Raw genomic sequence first — 17,848 nt, forward strand, 5'->3', positions numbered from 1 at the left:
TCTGAGACGCGGCGTTCACGCTGGCGCTCAGGTCGCGCTGACCAACTGGGGCAGCAAAGTAATTCGTTGGTAGGCCGCCGCACCGCCTGAGAGCATGTAATAACGAGTGACAACAGCGCCTGCGCCAGGTGCATCACCCGCTGACGAAAGTCAGCCGTAGAGATGGAGCAGCTTATGAACTGCCGCGCCCCACCACTCCCGCGATGCCCTCGGAGGCCCACCCATTGCTTGCCGAACTTGGCACACCCTTCTCCCGAATAGTCACCCCCACCACCGCGACTAACGTCGCCGCCCATCACCGCGCCGCCCCCACAGCGGGAGCCGCCCGGTGACCAAGCATGACCGAGAGGCCGAGATGGCCCGGCACTTGGATCGCGTCTGCAGGAAGTTCTCCACGAAGATCAGCCCGGAGGCTGCAAGACGTCTGGCCCGGCTCCTGGATCGCCAGCCCGGCGGGCGCATCGAATGAGACAGCGCTCGGCTTGGTTAGGCTGCACGGGCCGCCAAACAGGACTTCCAGTACGAGGACACGATGCTCACCGAGTACCAGCAGGAACTGAGGGACCGCTTCCTCTCCGCCCCCGTCGTGCCTGCACCGGAACCCTGGCGTCCGGCCTCACGACTGATTCCCGTCGGCGGCCTCCTCGGGGTCGGGTTCGCGCCTGACCCGGTCACTGGGAAAGACCTGCTGATGGTCGTCTCCACCAGCGGCCACGGCCTCTTCGACGCGTCCACGGGGGAGAAACTCGCGCGGGACTACGATCCCGACCCGGAGACGTGCACGCCCACCGGGCCCGATCTGTCCTGCCCGGGGATCGGCCCTCTCACGGGCACACAGGTCCGCATTGCCGGCTTGTTCGGCGGGGGCTTGCACACCACCACAGACGACGGCTGGACTGTTCAGGTCTTCAGCCCCGACTGGCCTCATCACCGGGTACTGCTCTCAGTCGATGGCGGTCTCTTCCGCGGGCCCGCCGGGGAGAAGTGGTGGCACATCTTCCACGCATCGTGGTCCGAACTGCGTGCCGCGGGATTCTCTCCGTCCGGACGTACCCTGGCGGTCGCCACCAGCAGTGACATCACGCTCCTGACCAGGCCCGAACCCAACCTCTGAACGGCATACGGAGGGGCCTAGGCCATGGCCCCTCCTTCGCAGCACCTTGGTCAGAGCCAGATCGGGCTCTGGTCGATGTCGATCCTGCCGTAGTCGAACTGGCGGCCCTTCTTCGCGGCTTCCTTGATCTTCACGGCTTCGAACAGGAACCGCATGACGGCATTCATGCGCTGGTGGTTCCCCGCCTTCTCCAGCGCTTCCCAGATCTCACGGGCGTCGGGACCGACGAGCCCTTTCAAGACATCTGCGGCAGGGCGGACGATCATCTTGCGTTCGACCTCAGCGATGCGCCCCTCGACCTTCTTGCGCATCTCGCGGTACTCCCTCGTCCTCAGCTCCTGGCTCTCCCACATGTCCTTGAGGTCTTCGAGCTCTTGACGGTCGGCATCAATGGCGGCCTGGTCCTCTTCCGACAACGTTGACGGCGTGGGGGCGTTGGTGAGATCGAGGCGTTCCAGGAGATAGATCGCGGCCTCGGTCACGAAGTCCTCCAGGATGGGTGCGGACACGGCCCGGTTGCACCGCGGGACGTCAAGCCGGTGGGTGTGGCCATGACAGATATACTTTCCTCCGGCTCCGCCCATGGGCTTGCTGCAGCCCGTGCAGATGACGATGCCACGCAGGAGATAGAACCTGCCCGCTTGATCGCTGGTCTTCCGCGCCGCGGCCCGGCACGCGCGACGCTCCCTGACCTCCAACCACATTCCCCGGTCAATGATCGCGGGCCATTCGCCATCGCCGATCTCCTCACCCCGGAAGACACGCATGCCTGCAACATGACGGTTGTCGAGGAGATCACGCACCCTGGGTGCGTTCCAGTAGCGCCCTTCCGCGGTCTTCTCGCCACGGGCGTACAAGTCCTTCGCCAGTTGGACCGGGCTCTCCCCGTCCAAGTAGCGGGTGAAAACCTCCCGGACGATGGCGGCTTCCTCGGGGATGATCTCCATGCCGGTCTTGTCGTACCCGTACCGGCGCCTGCCCGTGTGCGGCCTTCCGTCCTTCGCCCGGTCCACCATGGCATCGATCAGCCGGCGTGAGGTGTCGTCACTGGAACGACAGGCATGCGCCACCTCAATACGGAGGAAGAACCGGTCGTCGGGATCCGAGAGATCACGCCGGTTCGCCTGCCCGTGCAGAGTGATGTCATGGTCATCAGCGATCTGCAGCAGTTCTTCCAGATCGCGAGGCTGCCGCATCAGGCGGTCGGGGTGATAGGTCAGTACATGGCGTACGCGCCCCTTGCTCGCCTCGGCCAGCAGGGCGTCCCACCCCGGGCGCTGCCGCTTGCGCTGCCACGCAGACCTGTTGTTGTCCACGAACACTTGGTCCTCGGCCACAGTCAGGCCAAGCCGCTCAGCGACTTCCCGGCAGATCCGCTCCTGGCGATCCACACCGGTCTGATCGTCGTCGTTCACGTGGGAGATCCGGCAGTAGATCGCCGCGGATTCTCCCTGCCAGTTGGCGCGACCACCGGTCTTCCTGGCCCGTTGCGCACCGGCTGTCTGACTTGCTCGCAGGGCCCTACGTAACCGCGCGTCGGCCCGCTCGCCCTTCTCGTCTGCCGTCATGCAAAAAGCCTATGAACACCGCTTGATCCACGTCATCCGGTCGCGCTTCCACGCGGGCGGGAAGCGGCCGTCCCCGGCCGCCGGATGGCCGAGGCGGGGCGCGTACGCCTGGTAGACGGTGATGGTGGTGTCGGTGTACGCCGCCCGGATACGGCGGTGGGGTTCCTGCGCGTCTTGCGTGCCCTGCGCGTCTTCCGTGTCTTGCGTGTCGTGCATGGGGTCAGTCTCGGCGGACGGCCGTGTCCGGCCAACCCATTTACGACCACGAGGGCGGTGACCGCTCCCCCGTGCGGCTACCGGGATCGTCCTCCGGGACGAGTCCGGGCCGTCGTCCTCCCGGCCACGATGGTGCGGTGAGCATTGATGACATGACCGCAACCGCCCCGGCACCGGCCCCGGCACCCGCCGCCCGTGCCGTGCCGCCGCCGGACCAGTGGGCCGTACGGGCCGCGCGACTCGCAGTCGCCTGTGTGCTGCCGTCCAGCCTGTGGCGGGTGGCCCTGGCACTGGGTGTGCCCCTGGGGTTCAGCGCGGGGGTGCTGCGCGAGGAGTTCCACTCGCCCGGCTGGGGCACGGCCTACATGCTCGGCCTCAGTCTGCTCTCCGAGGCGCTGGCCTTCCTCACGCTGGGCCTCGTGCGCCCGTGGGGCGAGGTGATGCCGTGCTGGATACCGGTTCTGGGCGGGCGTCGTGTCGTCCCGTGGGCGGCGGTGACCGCGGCCGCGACCGGTGCCGTGCTGCTCAGCCTCCTGTTCACCCTGCTGCCGGTCTTGCAGATCCTCTTCGTGCACACCGAGCGCGACCTCCACGGAGGCCGGCTCTGGCTCATGAGGGCCTGCTACCTGCCGCTGATCGCCTGGGGCCCGCTGCTCGCGGCCGTCACGGTCTCCTACCACCGCAGGCACCGGGCCCCGCAGCTCCCGGCTACCGCCGCACCGCCGCCGTGTCCAGCAGGTCCGTGACGAACTTCCGTAGCCGGCCGGTGCGTACCGGCTGGACTCCGTGGAGGACCTGGGCGCCGTAGGCGAGGCCGGTGCCGGGGCCGGCGGGGGTGATCCAGCGGGTGCTGGGGACTTCCTCCAGCCACGTGGGGACGGCGGCGTGGTCGTGCACGTGCGGCAGGCGGTGCGTCAGGGGCGTGCCGGGGGCGTAGCCCTCGGGCTCGCCGACGAGCTCCCCGCTCCAGACGGCCGGGCTGGCGGTGGTCTCGATGTAGAACTCGCCTCCTTCCTCGGCCGATTGGACGACCACCCCGATCCGCCCGATGCGCCGGGGCGCGGTGGCCGGGTCGGGGATGCCGTCGATGTGCGTCGGGATGCACTGGCCCGCCGTCAGTTCCGTGTAGTCCCAGCGGGCGTCGGCGGCCACCGAGGGCAGGGCCCGCTGCAGGACGTGCAGCGAGCGGGCCGTGGCGGCGCGCAGGATCTCCTGGGCGGGCGCGGGCGCCCGGAGGACTTCGGCCTGGTGCCGGGGCCGCCATCCGATCGCCGCGAGCTCGCTGTCCATGATCTTGATCAGGTGCTCCCGCTCCGCCGCCGTCAGGAAGTCCTCGACGCTCTGCAGGGCCAGGGTCTCGGTCAGCCGGATCACCAGTCGTCCCCCTCGCTCGACGTGCGCGGTACTTGTCATGGGGTTCATCCGGCAGTGTCCTGGCACGGCGTGCTGCCGGGCAGTCGACAACTGGCCGACTTGGGCCGGGGGCTCGGAGGAGGACTCCGGTCAGAACTCCGGTCAGAACTCCGGTCAGAACTCCGGTCAGAACTCCAGTGACACGTCGTGCGTGCGCAGCCAGAAGTCCAGGGCGAGGACGAGTTCGGTGCCGGTGCGGTAGCCCGGCTGCGGGTCGTCGGCGGTGGCCGCGGCCAGCGAGGGGCCGTCGAGGAGCGGGCGGACCGGGGAGTCCGGGCCCTCGGTGACGCGTCTGAGCGCGGCGCGCAGGCCGTCGAGGTAGTACGGGTCTCTCGTGGTCGGGTAGGGGGCCTTGACGCGGTCGGCGATCTCGGGCGGGAGGAGGTCGCGGGTGGCGGCGCGCAGGAGGGACTTCTCGCGGCCGTCGAAGGTCTTCATGGCCCAGGGGGTGTTGAAGACGTATTCGACGAGGCGGTGGTCGCAGAAGGGGACGCGGACCTCCAGGCCGACGGCCATGCTGGCGCGGTCCTTGCGGTCGAGCATCCACTGGACGAAGCGGGTCAGGTGCAGGTAGCCGATCTCGCGCATGCGGCGTTCCACCGGGGAGGCGCCGGCCACGTGGGGCACTTCGGCGAGCGCGTCGCGGTAGCGCTGGGCCCGGTACCCCTGCAGGTCGATCTTCTCCAGCAGGCCGCGGTCCAGCAGGGCCTCGCCGGGGCCGCTGCCGGGGCCGGAGATGCCGGTGCCGAAGGGCGGGGCGAGCCAGGGGAACGTGTCGGCGGCGACGGAGTCGGGGTGGTGGAACCAGCGGTAGCCGCCGAAGACCTCGTCGGCGGACTCGCCGGACAGGGCCACGGTGCACTGCTCCCGGACGGCCTTGAACAGCAGGTAGAGGGAGGTGTCGCCGTCGCCGAGGTCGAAGGGCAGGTCGCGGGCGCGCATGACGGCCTCGCGGGCCGCGGGGTCGAGCAGCGCGGACGGCGGGAGGGTGACGACCCGGTGGTCTGCGCCGGCGTGCCGGGCGAGGAGGTCGGCGTAGGGCGAGTCGCGGGTGCCGCGCCAGTCGTCGGCGGTGAAGTTCTCGGCGTGGCGGGCGAAGTCGAGGGCGAACGACTTGACGGGGGCGCCGCCTTCGGCGCTGCGCTGCCGGGCGCCGAGCGCCGTGATGACGCTGGAGTCCAGGCCGCCGGAGAGGAGGGTGCCGAGGGGGACGTCGGCGACCATCTGCCGGGCGATGATGTCTTCGAGGAGCTCGCGGATGCGGGCGACGGTGGTGTCGAGGTCGTCGGTGTGCTCGCGGGCTTCGAGCGCCCAGTAGCGGCGCAGACGGGTGTCGCCGCGCCGGACGCGGAGGGTGTGCCCGGGCGGGAGTTCGTACATGCCCTTGTAGACGGCGTGGCCGGGGGTCTTGGTGAAGGCGACGAGTTCGGCGAGGCCTTCGGCGTCGACGGCGGGGCGGACGGCCGGGTGGGCGAGGACCGCCTTCGGCTCGGAGCCGAAGAGCATGCCGCCGGGGAGGGGGAAGTAGTACAGCGGTTTGATGCCCATGCGGTCGCGGACCAGCAGCAGTTCCCGGGTCCGGGCGTCCCACAGGGCGAAGGCGTACATGCCGTTGAGGCGCTCGGTGAAGTCCTCGCCCCACTGGAGGTAGGCGTGGAGGACGACCTCGGTGTCGCTCTGCGTGCGGAACGCGTGGCCGTGGCCTTCGAGTTCGGCGCGCAGCTCGCGGAAGTTGAACACCTCGCCGCTGTAGGTGAGGGCGACGACCGTCCGGCCGGCGTGGTCGTAGGTCATGGGCTGTCTGCCGCCGTCGGGGTCGATGACGGCGAGGCGGCGGTGGCCGAGGGCGGCCTCGTCGTCCAGCCAGAGGCCGTGCGCGTCCGGGCCGCGGCACGCCATGGTGTGCGTCATCGCGTCGGCGGTGGCGGCGGTGACGGGGTGTCCGGGGTCGTACGAGACCCATCCTGCTATTCCGCACATGGACTGCTGTCTCCTGTCGGTGTGCCTCTTGGGGGTGAGAGGGGGGGTGCCGTGGTGGTGGTCAGACGTGCGCGGCGGGCACCTCGGCGGGCCGCTCGCCGCCGGTGAAGCGGCGGAACGTCCAGGTCATCCACATCACGACGAGGACCATCAGCACGCTGATCGCGGTGGCCCAGGCCATGGCGTCGGCCCAGCTCGCGTCGGTGGCGTGCTTGCCGGCGACGGCGAAGAACACCGCGCCGATGACGGCGACGCCGGCGGCGCTGGCGAACTGCTGGGTGGTGGTGAGGATGCCCGAGGCGATGCCGGCGTCCTGGGGCCGGACCCGCATCAGCGCGGCGCCGAACAGGGCGGGCAGCACGACGCCGTTGCCGGCGCCGATCAGGCACAGGCACGCCACGATCCACGGCAGGCCGGTGGCGGGCCCGGCCGCGTACAGCCGTACGGCCAGGGCCACCAGCCCCAGGGCGATCACCGCGCTGCTGACGACGAGGGCGCTCATGCCCCAGCGGTTGGTGAGCCTGCCGCCGATCATCGAGGTGGCGGTGAAGAGGATGCCCATCGGGGAGAACACGAGGCCCGCCTGGAACGGCCCGAGCCCCAGGCCCGACTGCAGCAGCAGGGTGAGGGTGAACATGAAGCTGCCGAAGTAGACCATGAACGCGACGCTCGCGATCACGCCGCCGCGGAAGGACGGGCTGCGGAACAGCGGGAAGACGAGCACCGGGTCGCCGCCGCGGCGCCGGAGGGTCTGTTCCCAGCGCAGGGTGACGGCCGCGACGGGGATCGCCAGGGCCATGCAGACCCAGGTCCACGCCGGCCAGTCGGCGCTGTGGCCCATGGTCAGCGGTACGAGCAGCAGGGCGAGGGCGAGGGAGACGCCGAACGCCCCGACGGGGTCCAGGCCGACGCTGCGGCGCCGCGTCTGCGCGGGCAGGACGCGCAGTGCGGCGGCGGCGATGACGACGCAGAACGGAACGTTGATGAGGAAGATGGTGCGCCAGCCGAGGCCTGCGAAGTCGGCGGCGATCAGGGCGCCGCCGAGGACCTGTCCGGCGATGGAGCCGAGGCCGGCGGCGGCGCCGTACCAGGCCATGGCCTTGGGCTTGCGCTCGTCGGGGAAGTCCGCCGTGATCACGGCGAGCACCTGCGGGACCATGATCGCGCCGGACAGGCCCTGGGCCAGGCGGGCGGCGACGAGCTGCTCGGGGTTGGCGGCGATGCCGCACAGCAGCGAGGTGATGCCGAAGGCGATCGTGCCGATGACGAACAGGCGGCGGTAGCCGTACTTGTCGCCCAGCCGGCCTCCCGTGATCATGCCGGCCGCGTAGGCGAAGGCGTAGCCGCCGACGACGAGTTCGAGGGCGGCGGGCCCCGCGTGGATGCTCTCCTCCAGTGACGGCGCGGCGACGTTCACCACGAAGAAGTCGAACTGGGCGAAGAACATGGCGGACAGCAGGACGAGGAGGATAGGTCCGGTGCGTACGGTCGGTTTGGTCGAGGCCTCCGCCACGGAGGGCGGGGCGAGCTGGTCGGTCATGGGGCTCCTCGGCGCGGGCGCGGACGGCGCCGGCGCGGTTCGCGGACCTGTGGTCGGGACGGGGTGGACGGAACGGGGCGGGGGTGGATGGAAGGGACGGGATCGATGGAAGGGACGGATCCCTGCGTGTACGGGGGGGGTGTCTACGGGTGGGTCTACCGGGGGGTGTCAGCGGTCCCTGCGCCGGCCGTGGACGGCGCAGGTGATGCGGGCGGTGCACACCCGCCGTCCCGCCTCGTCCGAGATGACGACCTCGTAGGTCGCCGTCGTACGGCCGAGGTGGAGCGCGGTGGCGACGCCGGTGACCGTGCCGGTGCGGACGGCCCGGTGGTGGGTGGCGTTGAGGTCGACGCCGACGGCGATGTGGCCCTCGCCGGCGTGCAGCACGGCGCCGATCGAGCCCAGCGACTCGGCGAGGACGGCCGAGGCGCCGCCGTGGAGCATGCGGTACAGCTGGGTGTTCCCGGCGACGGGCATGGTGGCGACGAGCCGCTGGGGGGTGGCTTCTTGGAAGGTGATGCCCATCCGGTCGGCGAGGGTGTTCTCCCCCGCCGTGTTGATCCAGGCGACGGGATCCTCGGGGGGTGCGTCGAGGATGCCAGGGGTCCGGGGAGCGGCCGTGGTCATCGGGTCGTCACCGCCTCCGGGGCCTGCGTCACAGCAGGCGTTGCGGCGGGCACCGTGGCGGGCGCCGTGGCGACGGCCGCGGGGTCCGCGGGCCGGTAGGTGTGCAGGGCCAGGTACTTCTCGCGCAGCTGCCGCTTGAGGACCTTTCCGGTGGGGCCGAGGGGGATGTCGCCGGGGGACGCGGCGATCTCCAGGAGGGCGAGCCGGGGCTGGCCGATCCGGTCGAGGACGGCGTTGGCCCGGCGCAGGAGGTCCGCGGCGTCCCCGCCGCCGCCGAACAGCCGGACGAGGGCGACGGGCACGGTGCGGTCCTGGTCGTGCCCGGCGACGACCGCGCAGTCGGCGACCTCCTCCAGGCTCAGCAGGATCTCCTCCTCCATCAGGGCCGAGTAGCCGTCGCCGGCGTCCGTGCGGATGCGGTCGACGGCGCGGTCGACGTGGAAGTACTCGCCGTCCTCGGTGCGGTGGACGAGGTCGCCGGAGAGCCAGTAGCCGGCGAGGGTGGAGCGGTAGGTGGTGTCGGAGTCGTTCCAGTAGCCGCGGGCGATGGAGTCGCCGCGGACGCCGAGCAGGCCGACCTCGCCGGGGTCCGCGTGGCTGCCGTCCTCGCGCAGGACGGCGACCTCGGAGAGCGGGACGCGGCGGCCGAGGTGGCGGGCGCGGGGCGGGCTGTCCGGGGTGATCTCGCGGCGCAGGGCCGCCCAGCCGAGCTCGGAGGAGCCGAGTCCGTCGTCGATGACCGAACCGGGGACGGTGCGGCCGTCGGCGGTGACGGTGTGGCCCAGCTCCATCAGGCGCCGCATGTGGGCGTCGTGGCCGCAGTCGCCGAGGTTGACCCACACCTGTACGGAGGTGAAGTCCGCCGGGTCGGGGTGGTGGTGGGTGGCCAGGTGGGCGAGGGCCTCGTTGAAGGCCAGGACGACGCCGGGCCGGTAGGTGGCGCAGCCGCGGGCGAGGCCGGGCCCGGTGGGGTCGGACCAGGCGACGGTGGGCAGGCCGCCGAGGACGGAGAGGAGGGTGAAGGCGATGGCGCTGGAGTGGGACTGGGGGTAGGCGGCCAGGACGACGGAGTCCTCGGGGCCGGGCGGGTTCACGAGCCGGTAGCGGGCGCCGGCGACGCTCTGCGCGTGGGTCCACACGACGGGCTTGGGGTTGCCGGTGGTGCCCGAGGAGTGGCAGATGACGACGGGGTCGTCGGCGCCGTGGTGGTACTCGGCCCCGGCGGGCAGGGTGCGGTTGCCGAGGATGCCCACGTCCTGGCGGGTGCAGGTCCAGCGGACGACGGGCAGTTCGCGCTCGCGGCCGGCGAAGAGGGCCAGCCGGGGGGCGTCGGTGTAGATGCCGACGGGGGCGGTGCGGCGGATGAGGCCGAGGGCGAGCTCGGGTTTCATCCGGCCGTTGATGAGGACGGCGATCGCCCCGATGCGGGCGAGGGCGGCGAGGTGGAGGTGGTCCTCGAAGGAGTCCTCGATGTAGACGGCGACGCGGTCGCGGGGCCGTACGCCCCGGTCGTGGTACCAGGCCGCCCACGCCTCGGCGAGGTCGTCGAGCTGGCGGAGGCTGAACTCGGACTGCTGCCAGCCGTCCGTGTTGAGCAGCGGCACGTCGGCGGCGATGAGCGGCAGGTCGGCGGCGGGGTTGGCCGCGGCGGCGACGCGCCAGGCGTTGCCGCCGCCGAGGCCGGGGTGGTCCACGAGGCGCAGACGGGCCTCCGGGGGGAGCAGCGTGTGCGGAGTGAGCGGCATCATTCACCTGGCCTCGGGGTTCGGGACGGATCGGCGTACGGGTGGCTCGGGAGTGCAGGCCGTGCGCCGGAACATGGCAGTCCGCTGAGGGGGCCCGCCGGTAGGCGACGCTAGGCGCGCCGTCCGGGGGCCCGCCAACCGTCACGCGATAGACCGTCAAGTCACCGCGCGGGGGCGGGAATCCAGGGCGAACGGGCGATCCGAAAGGGCGGCCGGTTCCACTTGACGGACTCCCCCGCGGCCGGTTCGGACGTCACAGGCGCGTGGCTATGTTCGGGAAAGTCCTCCGGCGTGCTCCGGGATCCGCAGTGACCGGTAGCCGTACGTTCCCGAGAAGGAGTACACAGTGCCACCTGTCCGGAAATCCGATGCCGGCGACCGGCTTCGCGAAATAGTGGCGTTCGTCCTCGACGTCGACGTGGAGGACGTACGGACCGACGCCTCGTTCCACCAGGAGCTCAAGGTCGACTCCCTGGAGAAGGTGGAGATCGCGGCGCGCATCGAGCAGACCTTCGGGATCGCGCTCGGCGACGACGAGACGGCGGCCGTGGACAGCGTCCGGGACGCACTGGAGCTGCTGGCCGCGAAGAGCTGCCAGAGCTCCGAGGTCTCCGCGGGCGGCGACGCCTCAGCGGGCGCGGCGCCCCCGGCCCCGGAGGACGCCGCCCCGGAGGACGCCGCCCCGGTGGACGCCGCCCTGGTGGACCGCCTGCTCGGCGCCCACATCGGCGCCGGGCACGGCGAGCGGACCGCGTACACGGACCCCGACGCCGGCACCGTCTCCTACGCGCGCCTCCACGAGGCGGCGCAGGGCTACGCCCGGGCCCTGGCCGGCCGGGGCGTGCCGGCCGGCAGCCGCGGACTGATCGTCGCCGAGGACTCCGTGGCCACGGTCGCGGCCGTCCTCGGGCTGTGGTGGCACGGGTGCGTGCCGGTGCCGGTGAGCCCGATGCTCGGCGACGACGACATCCGGTTCGTCGCCGCCGACTGCGGCGCGGCCGTCGTCCACCTCGACACCGCACCCGCCCAGCAGGCCTCTCTGCAGGAGGCCTTCGCCCACCTCCCCGTGCTGACAGGCGATCAGGTACGCGCGGAGCTGGCGGGCACCCCCTTCCCCGGCCCGCCCGTCCCGGTCGCGCACCGCCCCGCGGGCGCCGAGTCGCTCGTCCAGTACACCTCCGGCTCCACCGGCCGGCCCAAGGGCGTCCGCCACTCCGCCGCCGGGATCCACGCCATGCTGGACGGGTACGGCGCCGTGCTCGGGCTGCGGCCCGACGACGTCGTGCTGTCCACCGCCCGGATGTCCTTCGGCTACGGCTTCGGCAGCTCGGTGCTGTGCACGCTGGCGGCCGGGGCGAGCGCCGTCGTCCTGCGCGGGGCCGTGGACCCGCTGTCGGTGAGCGCCGCCCTGCGCCGCCACCGGCCGACCGTGCTGTGCTCGGTGCCGCGCCTGTACGCGGGCCTCCTCGACTCCGCCGGCCGCCCGGACACCGGCGCCCCGTCGTCCCTGCGCCTGTGCCTGACCGCCGGCGAGCACTGCCCGGCCGCCCTGAGCCGGCGCATCGAAGCCGCCTTCGGTGCACGCGTCATGAACTGCCTGGGGGCCACCGAGGTCATGCACGTCGCCGTCGCGACGCCCGCGGACCGCCCGCTGCACGGGCTGGCCGGCCTGCCCGTCCCCGGCGTGACCGTGACCGTCCGCGACGACCTGGGCCGGCCGGTGCCCGACGGCACCGACGGCCGGCTGCACATCGCCGGGCCGACCGTCTCCCTCGGCTACGTCGACCGCCCGGACGCGGACGCGGTCACGTTCGGCGCGGGCGGCGCGTACACCGGCGACATCGTCCGCCGGAACCCCGACGGCAGCATCGCGTACCTGTGCCGCGCCGACGACATCCTCAACCTCGGCGGCTACAAGGTCGTGCCCCGCGAGATCGAGGACGTGGTCCGCTCGATCGACGGCGTCACCGACTGCGTCGTGGTCGGCGCCCCGGACCCCGACGGCCTGCAGCGCTCGGTGGCGTTCACCGTGACCGCGGAGGGCACCGACCGGGACACGGTCCGGCGCGCCATCCGCGCCGGCGTGCGCACCCGCCTCGCCCCGTACAAGCGGCCCAGCCGCTTCGAGTTCGTGGACGTCCTGCCGGCGACGGCCACCGGCAAGCTCGCCGCCTACCGGCTGCGCGAGCGGATGGGACAGTCATGACCTGGGACATCACCGGCATGGGGGCGGTCGCGAGCGTCGGCGGCACCCCGCGGGAGATCTTCGCCGCGCTCTGCGCGGGCCGCAGCGGGCTCGCCGGGCTGCGCGCCTTCGACACCTCCAGGTACCGGGCCCGGCAGGCCTACGAGATCGACGACCGCGCCCGCCCGGGCGCCGACGAGCCGGGCCGCGCCACCCGCTGGCTGCGGCAGGCCGTCGCCCAGGCCCTCACCGACGCGGGCCTCCCCCACGACCTCGCGGACGTCCCCGTCCTGGTCGGCACCACCCTCCAGGAGCAGCGCAGCGCCGAACTGTGGTGGCGCGAAGGCAGCCGGCTGGCGCCCTCGGACCTGCACTTCGGCACCGCCCTGCGGGAGGCCTTCGGCGCCACCCGCACGTACACCTTCGCCAACGCCTGCGCCGCCTCCCTCTACGCGCTGGCCATGGCCACCGATCTCATCGAGGCGGGGGCCGCGGACACCGTCGTGGTGGCCGGCACGGACGCGATCGGCGAGAGCGCCTTCGGGACGCTGGACCGGGTGCAGAACGACATCCCCGACGCGCTGCGCCCCTTCGACCGCTCCCACAAGGGCATGCTGATGGGCGAAGGCGCGGTGGCGGTGGTCGTGCAGCGCGCCCCGGCCGCCCCCGCACCCGGGCGGCGCGTGCACGCGCGCGTGCGGGCCGTCGGCATCAACTGCGACGCCCACCACCCCACGGCCCCCGACCCCGAGGGCATCACCCGCGTGGTGCGCGACGCCCACCGGCGCGCCGGGGTCGCCCCCGGGGACATCGACCTGGTCATGCTGCACGGCAGCGGCACCCCCAAGAACGACACGACCGAGGCCGGCGTGCTCGCGCAGGTCTTCGCGGCCGGTTCCGGGGGCGGTGACGGGAGCGGGCCGCTGATGACGGCCGTCAAGTCGATGACCGGGCACACGCTGGGCGGCTCGGGGCTGCTGAGCCTCGTGGTCGCCGCGCTCGCCCTCCGGCAGGGCACCGTGCCCCCGGTGCTCGGGCTCACCGACCCGGTCGAGGAGGCCGCCGGGCTGCGGCTCGTCCAGGGCACGGCGGCCACGGCCGACCTCGGCCTCGCCCAGATCGACGCGTTCGGCTTCGGCGGGATCAACGCCGCGGCGATAGTGGAGGCAGTCCGATGAGCAGTGCGTCCAGTACGTCCGGGCAGCCCGAGGCCGTCGTCTCCGGCGTGGGCCTCGCCGTCCCCGGCCTCACCTTCCCCGACGAACTCCTCGGCGCCGTCCGCGAGGGCGGCTTCGACCCGCACACGGGCCTCACGGGCCGCGAGATGCGGCACAAGGACCGCGCCTCGCGCCTGGCCCTGCGCGCCGCCGAACCGGCCCTGCGCGACGCGGGCCTGCACGACGGCAAGGCCTTCACCGGCGACGGCGACACCACCGCGGTGGTCGTCAGCTCCAACTTCGGCATCCTCGACAGCGTCTGCGCGTTCGCCGACGTCATCGCCCGCGACACCGTGACGGGCCTGAGCCCCCTCGGCCTGCCGCAGACGTCCAGCAACGTCATCGCCGGGTCCGTGGCCATGCGCCACGGCCTGCGCGGCCCCAGCATCACCCTGTGCAACGGGCCCACCAGCGGGCTCGACGCCGTGTACTGGGCGCGCGGGCTCATCGCGTCGGGCCGCGCGGAGACCGCCCTCGTCATCGGTGTCGAGCCGTCCGGCGACGCCGTCACCAAGCTGCTGGGCGAGCCCGTGTTCGACGGCGCCGCCGCCCTCGTCCTGGAGGCCCGGGACCGCGGCGCCCGGCCCCGGGCGGTCATCGGCGCGGGAGCGTACGCGCGCGGCGCCGACCCGTCGGCCGCGGTGGCCGCGGCCCTCGGCGGCCGCTCCCCCGGCGCCGTGGACCTGTGGCTGCCCGGCGAGGACGCGTGCGGCGCTCCCTCCGGCGGGCCCGCCTTCGACCTCACGGCGCGGCTCGGCCGGTGCTCCGGCGCCCTGGGCGTGCTCCAGTGCGCGGCGGCCGTCGCGCACTTCGACCGTCACGCGGACCAGGACGCCGCCGTCCTGGCCTCGGCCGGGGGCCCGGCGGACGACGCCGCCGCGGCGCTCCTGCTCACCGCTCCCTGAACTTCCGCTCCCTCACCCGCACTTCCTCCCCGTTTCCTCTCCACCCCCTCCCTGCTCCCTCTCCCGCGCTTCCTCCCCGTTTCCTCTCCGCCCCCTCCCTGCTCCCTCTCTCCTGCACCTCGTACGAACCAGCCCTGACATCCCCGAACCGGAGGCACCGCCATGACCGCTCAGCCCACGATCAACACCCTCGACGTCGAAGAGCTCCGCGCCGTGGTCGCCGACGCCCTCGAACTGCCCGTCGAGGAGGTCACCGACGACGCCCGTTTCAAGGAGGACCTCGACGTGGACTCGCTGATCTCCCTGGAGATCGCGGTGCGCATCGAGGAGCAGTACGGCATCCGCATCGACGACTCCGACCTCGCGGACCTGGGGTCCTTCCGGCTGATCAGCGAGCTGGTGGCGGACCGGGTCGCGGGCCGGTCCGCAGCATGAGCGCGGCGGCCCGCGCCGTGCGCGGCGAGGCGGCGGACGGCGCCGCGCGGCGGCCGGTGGCCCTGGTCACCGGCGGCTCGCGCGGCATCGGCCGGGCGGTGGTGGTGCGGCTGGCCGAGGACGGCCACGACATTGCCTTCTGCTACCGGTCCGACGCGGACGCCGCGGAGACCACCGCGAAGGCGGCCCGGGCGGCGGGCGCCCGGGTGCTGGCCCGGCAGGTGGACGTGGCGGACGCCGGCGCCGCCCGGGAGTTCGTCACCGAGGCCGTCCGCGAGCTGGGGCCGCCCGACGCGGTGGTCACGTGCGCGGGCATCACCCGCGACCGGCCGCTGGCGCTGATGACCGACGAGGAGTGGCGGGAGGTCATCGACACCAACCTGCACGGCACGTACCACGTCTGCCGCGCGGCCGTCTTCCCGCTGATGAAGCGCCGCAAGGGGGCGATCGTCACGCTGTCCTCCGTCGCCGGCGTCCACGGCAGCGCGGCGCAGACCAACTACGCCGCCTCGAAGGCCGGCATCATCGGCTTCACCCGCTCGCTCGCCAGGGAGGGCGGGAAGTACGGCGTCCGCGCCAACGTCGTCGCCCCGGGCCTGATCACGACCGACATGACGGCGGCCCTGCCGGAGGCGGTGGCGAAGCGGCACCTGGAGCAGATCCCGCTCGGCCGGGCGGGGACCCCCGAGGAGGTGGCCGACCTGGTCGCGTACCTCGTGTCCGACCGCGCCGCCTACATCACCGGGCAGGTCGTCGAGATCAACGGAGGGCTGCCGGGATAACGCCCGCCCGGGGCCTTGCGCGCACGACGCACCACCGAAGATCGTACGGATATATCTATGGGTTTCCCCGGGCTCTTCACAGCTCCTCCTGAGCTTTTCTTGAGCCTCCGTCAATAGGTGCTGCCACCAAGGAAATTCGTTCCGGGTTCCGCGCCGGACCGCGGGGGGAGTCATTCCGCGAATGGTCTCCCCGCAACCCACGGTGACGTGTACCCTCATGCACCTGTCGGCAACTGTGCGGAGCTCGGGGGACCCATGACGCCGTCAACACGTGGTGCGACTTTCAAACCCAAAGTGATCGTCGCGATCGATTTCGGGACGCACGGCACCGGCTTTGCCTGGGCGACCGTTTCTGCCCTGCAGGACGCGGCGAGGCACCGGGTCGTGGTGTACCAGCCGTTCACGCAGTCGGGAGGCCACACCTACCCGAAGGACCTCAGCGCCGTCCTCGTGAACCGGGCCGGTGACCCGGTGAAGTTCGGGGAAAAGGCGCGCAATGCCTGGGACCGTGAACTCGCCCGCGGAAACCCTCAGGGATTCGGCTATGCCAGCAAGTTCAAGATGGCAATTCACGGGCGCGAGGGAAGGTCCGACATCCCGGAATTCCTGGGCAGCCTGGCCGGCGCCCGGCGCGACACGGTGAAAGTCCTCGTCACCGCCATGCTCACGCATGTGCGGCGGGCCGCGCTGGACCAGATCGGCCGTTTTGCCGTCGGCGGCGCCGCCTATACCGCCGACGAAATCCGCTGGTGCCTCACCATTCCCGCCATGTGGACCGAGGCGGACCGCCAGTTCATGCGGACGGCGGCCGTCGCCGCCGGGCTGCCGGGGGACGCCGAGCGGCTGCTGCTGGTGCAGGAGCCCGAGGCCGCGGCCGTCTACTGCGCGCTCAACGCGGGCACCGTGCTCGGCCCGGACCGCCCGGAAGGGCAGTTGGAGGTCGACACCCCGGGCAGCCGCTTCATGGTGGTGGACGGCGGAGGCGGCACCGTCGACATCACCAGCTACCAGATCCGCGCCGAGGGCGTCGGCCCCGGCCAGCTCAAGGAGACCCGCGTCGCCGACGGCGACCGCCTCGGCTCCGCCTACGTCAACCACGCCTTCGTGACGGACATCCTCGCCGACCGCTTCGGCGAGCAGCAGCTCAAACAGCTGATCGCGGCATTCCCCAAGGAAGTCGGGCAGCTGGAGACGGAATGGGAGACCGAGAAGGTCCGGCTCGTCTCCGAGACCGCCGCCGACGGCACCCCCGTGATCACGGACACGGTGCTCATCAGCATTCCCGGCAAGATCTGGGACGCCCTCGACGCGGGAACCCGGACCCGGCTCACGGTGCTCGCCTCCGGCGAGACCCACTACATCGAGATCACCGCGCACGAGGTCACCACGCTCTTCGAATCCGTGGTGCGCCCGATCCTCTCCACCATCGAGCGGCAGCGGGCCGCCGCGGCCGGCGACGGCCCGGCCGTCGGGCGGGAACAAATGCTGCTGGTGGGCGGATTCGCGCGCTCGACGTACCTGCGGGACCGCATCGCCCAGCGCTTCGGCAACGCCGTCCGCGTGATCACGCCGATGGACCCGGCGGTCGCCGTGCTCGGCGGCGCCGTGCACTTCGCCTACGACCCGTCCATCATCTGGGGCCGCCGCTCCAAATACACCTACGGATTCGGGTGCAGCATGCCGTTCCGGCACGGCATCGACCCGCAGGAGAAATTCTTCATCGACGACGACGGCAACGAGAAGTGCAACGACCGCTTCGTCATCATGGCCCGGCGCGGCGACCTCGTGCCGACGGACCACAAAGCGGTGAGCACCGTCGCGGTGTTCCCGAAATGGACGGCGGTCCAGGTGGCGATCCACGCCACGTACGCGCACGACCCCGACTACACGGACGAGGAAGGCTGCGAGGCCATCGGAAAGGTCATCCCCGACATCTCGGGGTCGGTGGGACTCCCCACGAGCGAGCGCTCCCTGGACGTCGCCTTCTCGTTCGGGACCACCGAGATCGAAGTGGAGGTCTGCGACCGCCGGTCGGGGGCCGCCCGCCGCGCCGAGGTCGCCTTCGACGACCTGTACGGCCGCGGCAGCACCGACCGGCCCGACACCCCGCAGGGAAGGTGA

At 72.2% G+C, this 17,848-nt stretch carries 14 protein-coding genes and 1 pseudogene; 8 read left to right on the top strand and 7 right to left on the bottom strand.

All coding sequences use genetic code 11. The annotated features are described in order from the left end of the window. Positions 1 to 532: 532 nt before the first annotated feature. Positions 533 to 1,114 (top strand): hypothetical protein, encoded by a 582-nt coding sequence (locus ACOTKD_RS10395; protein ID WP_424888594.1) that lies wholly within the window; start codon positions 533 to 535, stop codon positions 1,112 to 1,114. Positions 1,115 to 1,164: 50 nt separating this feature from the next. On the opposite strand, the gene ACOTKD_RS10400 is transcribed toward ACOTKD_RS10395, so the two are convergent. Continuing rightward, positions 1,165 to 2,682 (bottom strand): recombinase family protein, encoded by a 1,518-nt coding sequence (locus ACOTKD_RS10400; protein ID WP_424888595.1) that lies wholly within the window; start codon positions 2,680 to 2,682, stop codon positions 1,165 to 1,167. A 21-nt stretch (positions 2,683 to 2,703) separates the two neighbouring features. Further along, positions 2,704 to 2,898 (bottom strand): annotated as a pseudogene (locus ACOTKD_RS10405) (DUF4291 family protein); the annotation flags it as partial. Between the two features lie 152 nt (positions 2,899 to 3,050). Here ACOTKD_RS10405 and ACOTKD_RS10410 point away from each other — a divergent pair. Next, positions 3,051 to 3,644, top strand: coding sequence for a hypothetical protein (locus ACOTKD_RS10410; protein WP_424888596.1), 594 nt, complete (start codon positions 3,051 to 3,053; stop codon positions 3,642 to 3,644). Here ACOTKD_RS10410 and ACOTKD_RS10415 read toward each other — a convergent pair. The 5 genes from ACOTKD_RS10415 to ACOTKD_RS10435 all read right to left on the bottom strand — a co-directional run bounded on the left by ACOTKD_RS10415 (position 3,607) and on the right by ACOTKD_RS10435 (position 10,203). After that, on the bottom strand, positions 3,607 to 4,311 hold the full coding sequence (locus ACOTKD_RS10415; protein ID WP_424888597.1) for a hypothetical protein: 705 nt from the start codon (positions 4,309 to 4,311) through the stop codon (positions 3,607 to 3,609). The two genes, ACOTKD_RS10410 and ACOTKD_RS10415, sit on opposite strands and share 38 nt — an antisense overlap. A gap of 126 nt (positions 4,312 to 4,437) precedes the next feature. Beyond that, positions 4,438 to 6,291 carry an asparagine synthase (glutamine-hydrolyzing) gene (gene asnB, locus ACOTKD_RS10420; protein WP_424888598.1) on the bottom strand — a complete coding sequence of 618 codons (1,854 nt, stop codon included), beginning with the start codon at positions 6,289 to 6,291 and terminating at the stop codon, positions 4,438 to 4,440. 61 nt (positions 6,292 to 6,352) lie between these two features. Continuing rightward, entirely contained in the window at positions 6,353 to 7,831 is a 1,479-nt protein-coding gene (locus tag ACOTKD_RS10425; RefSeq protein WP_424888599.1) for an MFS transporter, read from the bottom strand. Between the two features lie 168 nt (positions 7,832 to 7,999). Further along, positions 8,000 to 8,458, bottom strand: coding sequence for a hotdog fold thioesterase (locus ACOTKD_RS10430; protein WP_424888600.1), 459 nt, complete (start codon positions 8,456 to 8,458; stop codon positions 8,000 to 8,002). Further along, positions 8,455 to 10,203: an AMP-binding protein gene (locus tag ACOTKD_RS10435; protein WP_424888601.1), complete on the bottom strand. Its 1,749-nt coding sequence runs from the start codon at positions 10,201 to 10,203 to the stop codon at positions 8,455 to 8,457. The genes ACOTKD_RS10430 and ACOTKD_RS10435 overlap by 4 nt, the downstream gene beginning before the upstream one ends. A 346-nt stretch (positions 10,204 to 10,549) precedes the next feature. Between ACOTKD_RS10435 and ACOTKD_RS10440 the strand changes: the two genes are divergently transcribed. The 6 genes from ACOTKD_RS10440 to ACOTKD_RS10465 all read left to right on the top strand — a co-directional run bounded on the left by ACOTKD_RS10440 (position 10,550) and on the right by ACOTKD_RS10465 (position 17,848). Further along, entirely contained in the window at positions 10,550 to 12,409 is a 1,860-nt protein-coding gene (locus ACOTKD_RS10440; RefSeq protein ID WP_424888602.1) for an AMP-binding protein, read from the top strand. Continuing rightward, complete coding sequence (locus tag ACOTKD_RS10445; RefSeq protein ID WP_424888603.1) at positions 12,406 to 13,566, top strand: beta-ketoacyl-[acyl-carrier-protein] synthase family protein; 1,161 nt, start codon at positions 12,406 to 12,408, stop codon at positions 13,564 to 13,566. The genes ACOTKD_RS10440 and ACOTKD_RS10445 overlap by 4 nt, the downstream gene beginning before the upstream one ends. Then, positions 13,563 to 14,510: a beta-ketoacyl synthase N-terminal-like domain-containing protein gene (locus ACOTKD_RS10450; RefSeq protein WP_424888604.1), complete on the top strand. Its 948-nt coding sequence runs from the start codon at positions 13,563 to 13,565 to the stop codon at positions 14,508 to 14,510. The genes ACOTKD_RS10445 and ACOTKD_RS10450 overlap by 4 nt, the downstream gene beginning before the upstream one ends. A 162-nt stretch (positions 14,511 to 14,672) precedes the next feature. Continuing rightward, positions 14,673 to 14,945 (top strand): acyl carrier protein, encoded by a 273-nt coding sequence (locus ACOTKD_RS10455; RefSeq protein WP_030364236.1) that lies wholly within the window; start codon positions 14,673 to 14,675, stop codon positions 14,943 to 14,945. Beyond that, complete coding sequence (fabG, locus tag ACOTKD_RS10460; RefSeq protein ID WP_424888605.1) at positions 14,942 to 15,727, top strand: 3-oxoacyl-[acyl-carrier-protein] reductase; 786 nt, start codon at positions 14,942 to 14,944, stop codon at positions 15,725 to 15,727. Before ACOTKD_RS10455 ends, fabG begins: the two co-directional genes overlap by 4 nt. Positions 15,728 to 16,021: 294 nt before the next feature. Beyond that, positions 16,022 to 17,848, top strand: coding sequence for an Hsp70 family protein (locus ACOTKD_RS10465; protein WP_424888606.1), 1,827 nt, complete (start codon positions 16,022 to 16,024; stop codon positions 17,846 to 17,848).

The sequence above is a fragment of the Streptomyces sp. XH2 genome, assembly GCF_049725035.1.
Taxonomy (GTDB): domain Bacteria; phylum Actinomycetota; class Actinomycetes; order Streptomycetales; family Streptomycetaceae; genus Streptomyces; species Streptomyces roseoverticillatus.

Bases quoted from the DNA above. Each gene is read 5' to 3' on its own strand.
- ACOTKD_RS10395 (WP_424888594.1), top strand. From the start codon at position 533: ATGCTCACCGAGTACCAGCAGGAACTGAGGGACCGCTTCCTCTCCGCC.
- ACOTKD_RS10400 (WP_424888595.1), bottom strand. From the start codon at position 2,682: ATGACGGCAGACGAGAAGGGCGAGCGGGCCGACGCGCGGTTACGTAGG.
- ACOTKD_RS10410 (WP_424888596.1), top strand. From the start codon at position 3,051: ATGACCGCAACCGCCCCGGCACCGGCCCCGGCACCCGCCGCCCGTGCC.
- ACOTKD_RS10415 (WP_424888597.1), bottom strand. From the start codon at position 4,311: ATGACAAGTACCGCGCACGTCGAGCGAGGGGGACGACTGGTGATCCGG.
- asnB (WP_424888598.1), bottom strand. From the start codon at position 6,291: ATGTGCGGAATAGCAGGATGGGTCTCGTACGACCCCGGACACCCCGTC.
- ACOTKD_RS10425 (WP_424888599.1), bottom strand. From the start codon at position 7,831: ATGACCGACCAGCTCGCCCCGCCCTCCGTGGCGGAGGCCTCGACCAAA.
- ACOTKD_RS10430 (WP_424888600.1), bottom strand. From the start codon at position 8,458: ATGACCACGGCCGCTCCCCGGACCCCTGGCATCCTCGACGCACCCCCC.
- ACOTKD_RS10435 (WP_424888601.1), bottom strand. From the start codon at position 10,203: ATGCCGCTCACTCCGCACACGCTGCTCCCCCCGGAGGCCCGTCTGCGC.
- ACOTKD_RS10445 (WP_424888603.1), top strand. From the start codon at position 12,406: ATGACCTGGGACATCACCGGCATGGGGGCGGTCGCGAGCGTCGGCGGC.
- ACOTKD_RS10450 (WP_424888604.1), top strand. From the start codon at position 13,563: ATGAGCAGTGCGTCCAGTACGTCCGGGCAGCCCGAGGCCGTCGTCTCC.
- ACOTKD_RS10455 (WP_030364236.1), top strand. From the start codon at position 14,673: ATGACCGCTCAGCCCACGATCAACACCCTCGACGTCGAAGAGCTCCGC.
- fabG (WP_424888605.1), top strand. From the start codon at position 14,942: ATGAGCGCGGCGGCCCGCGCCGTGCGCGGCGAGGCGGCGGACGGCGCC.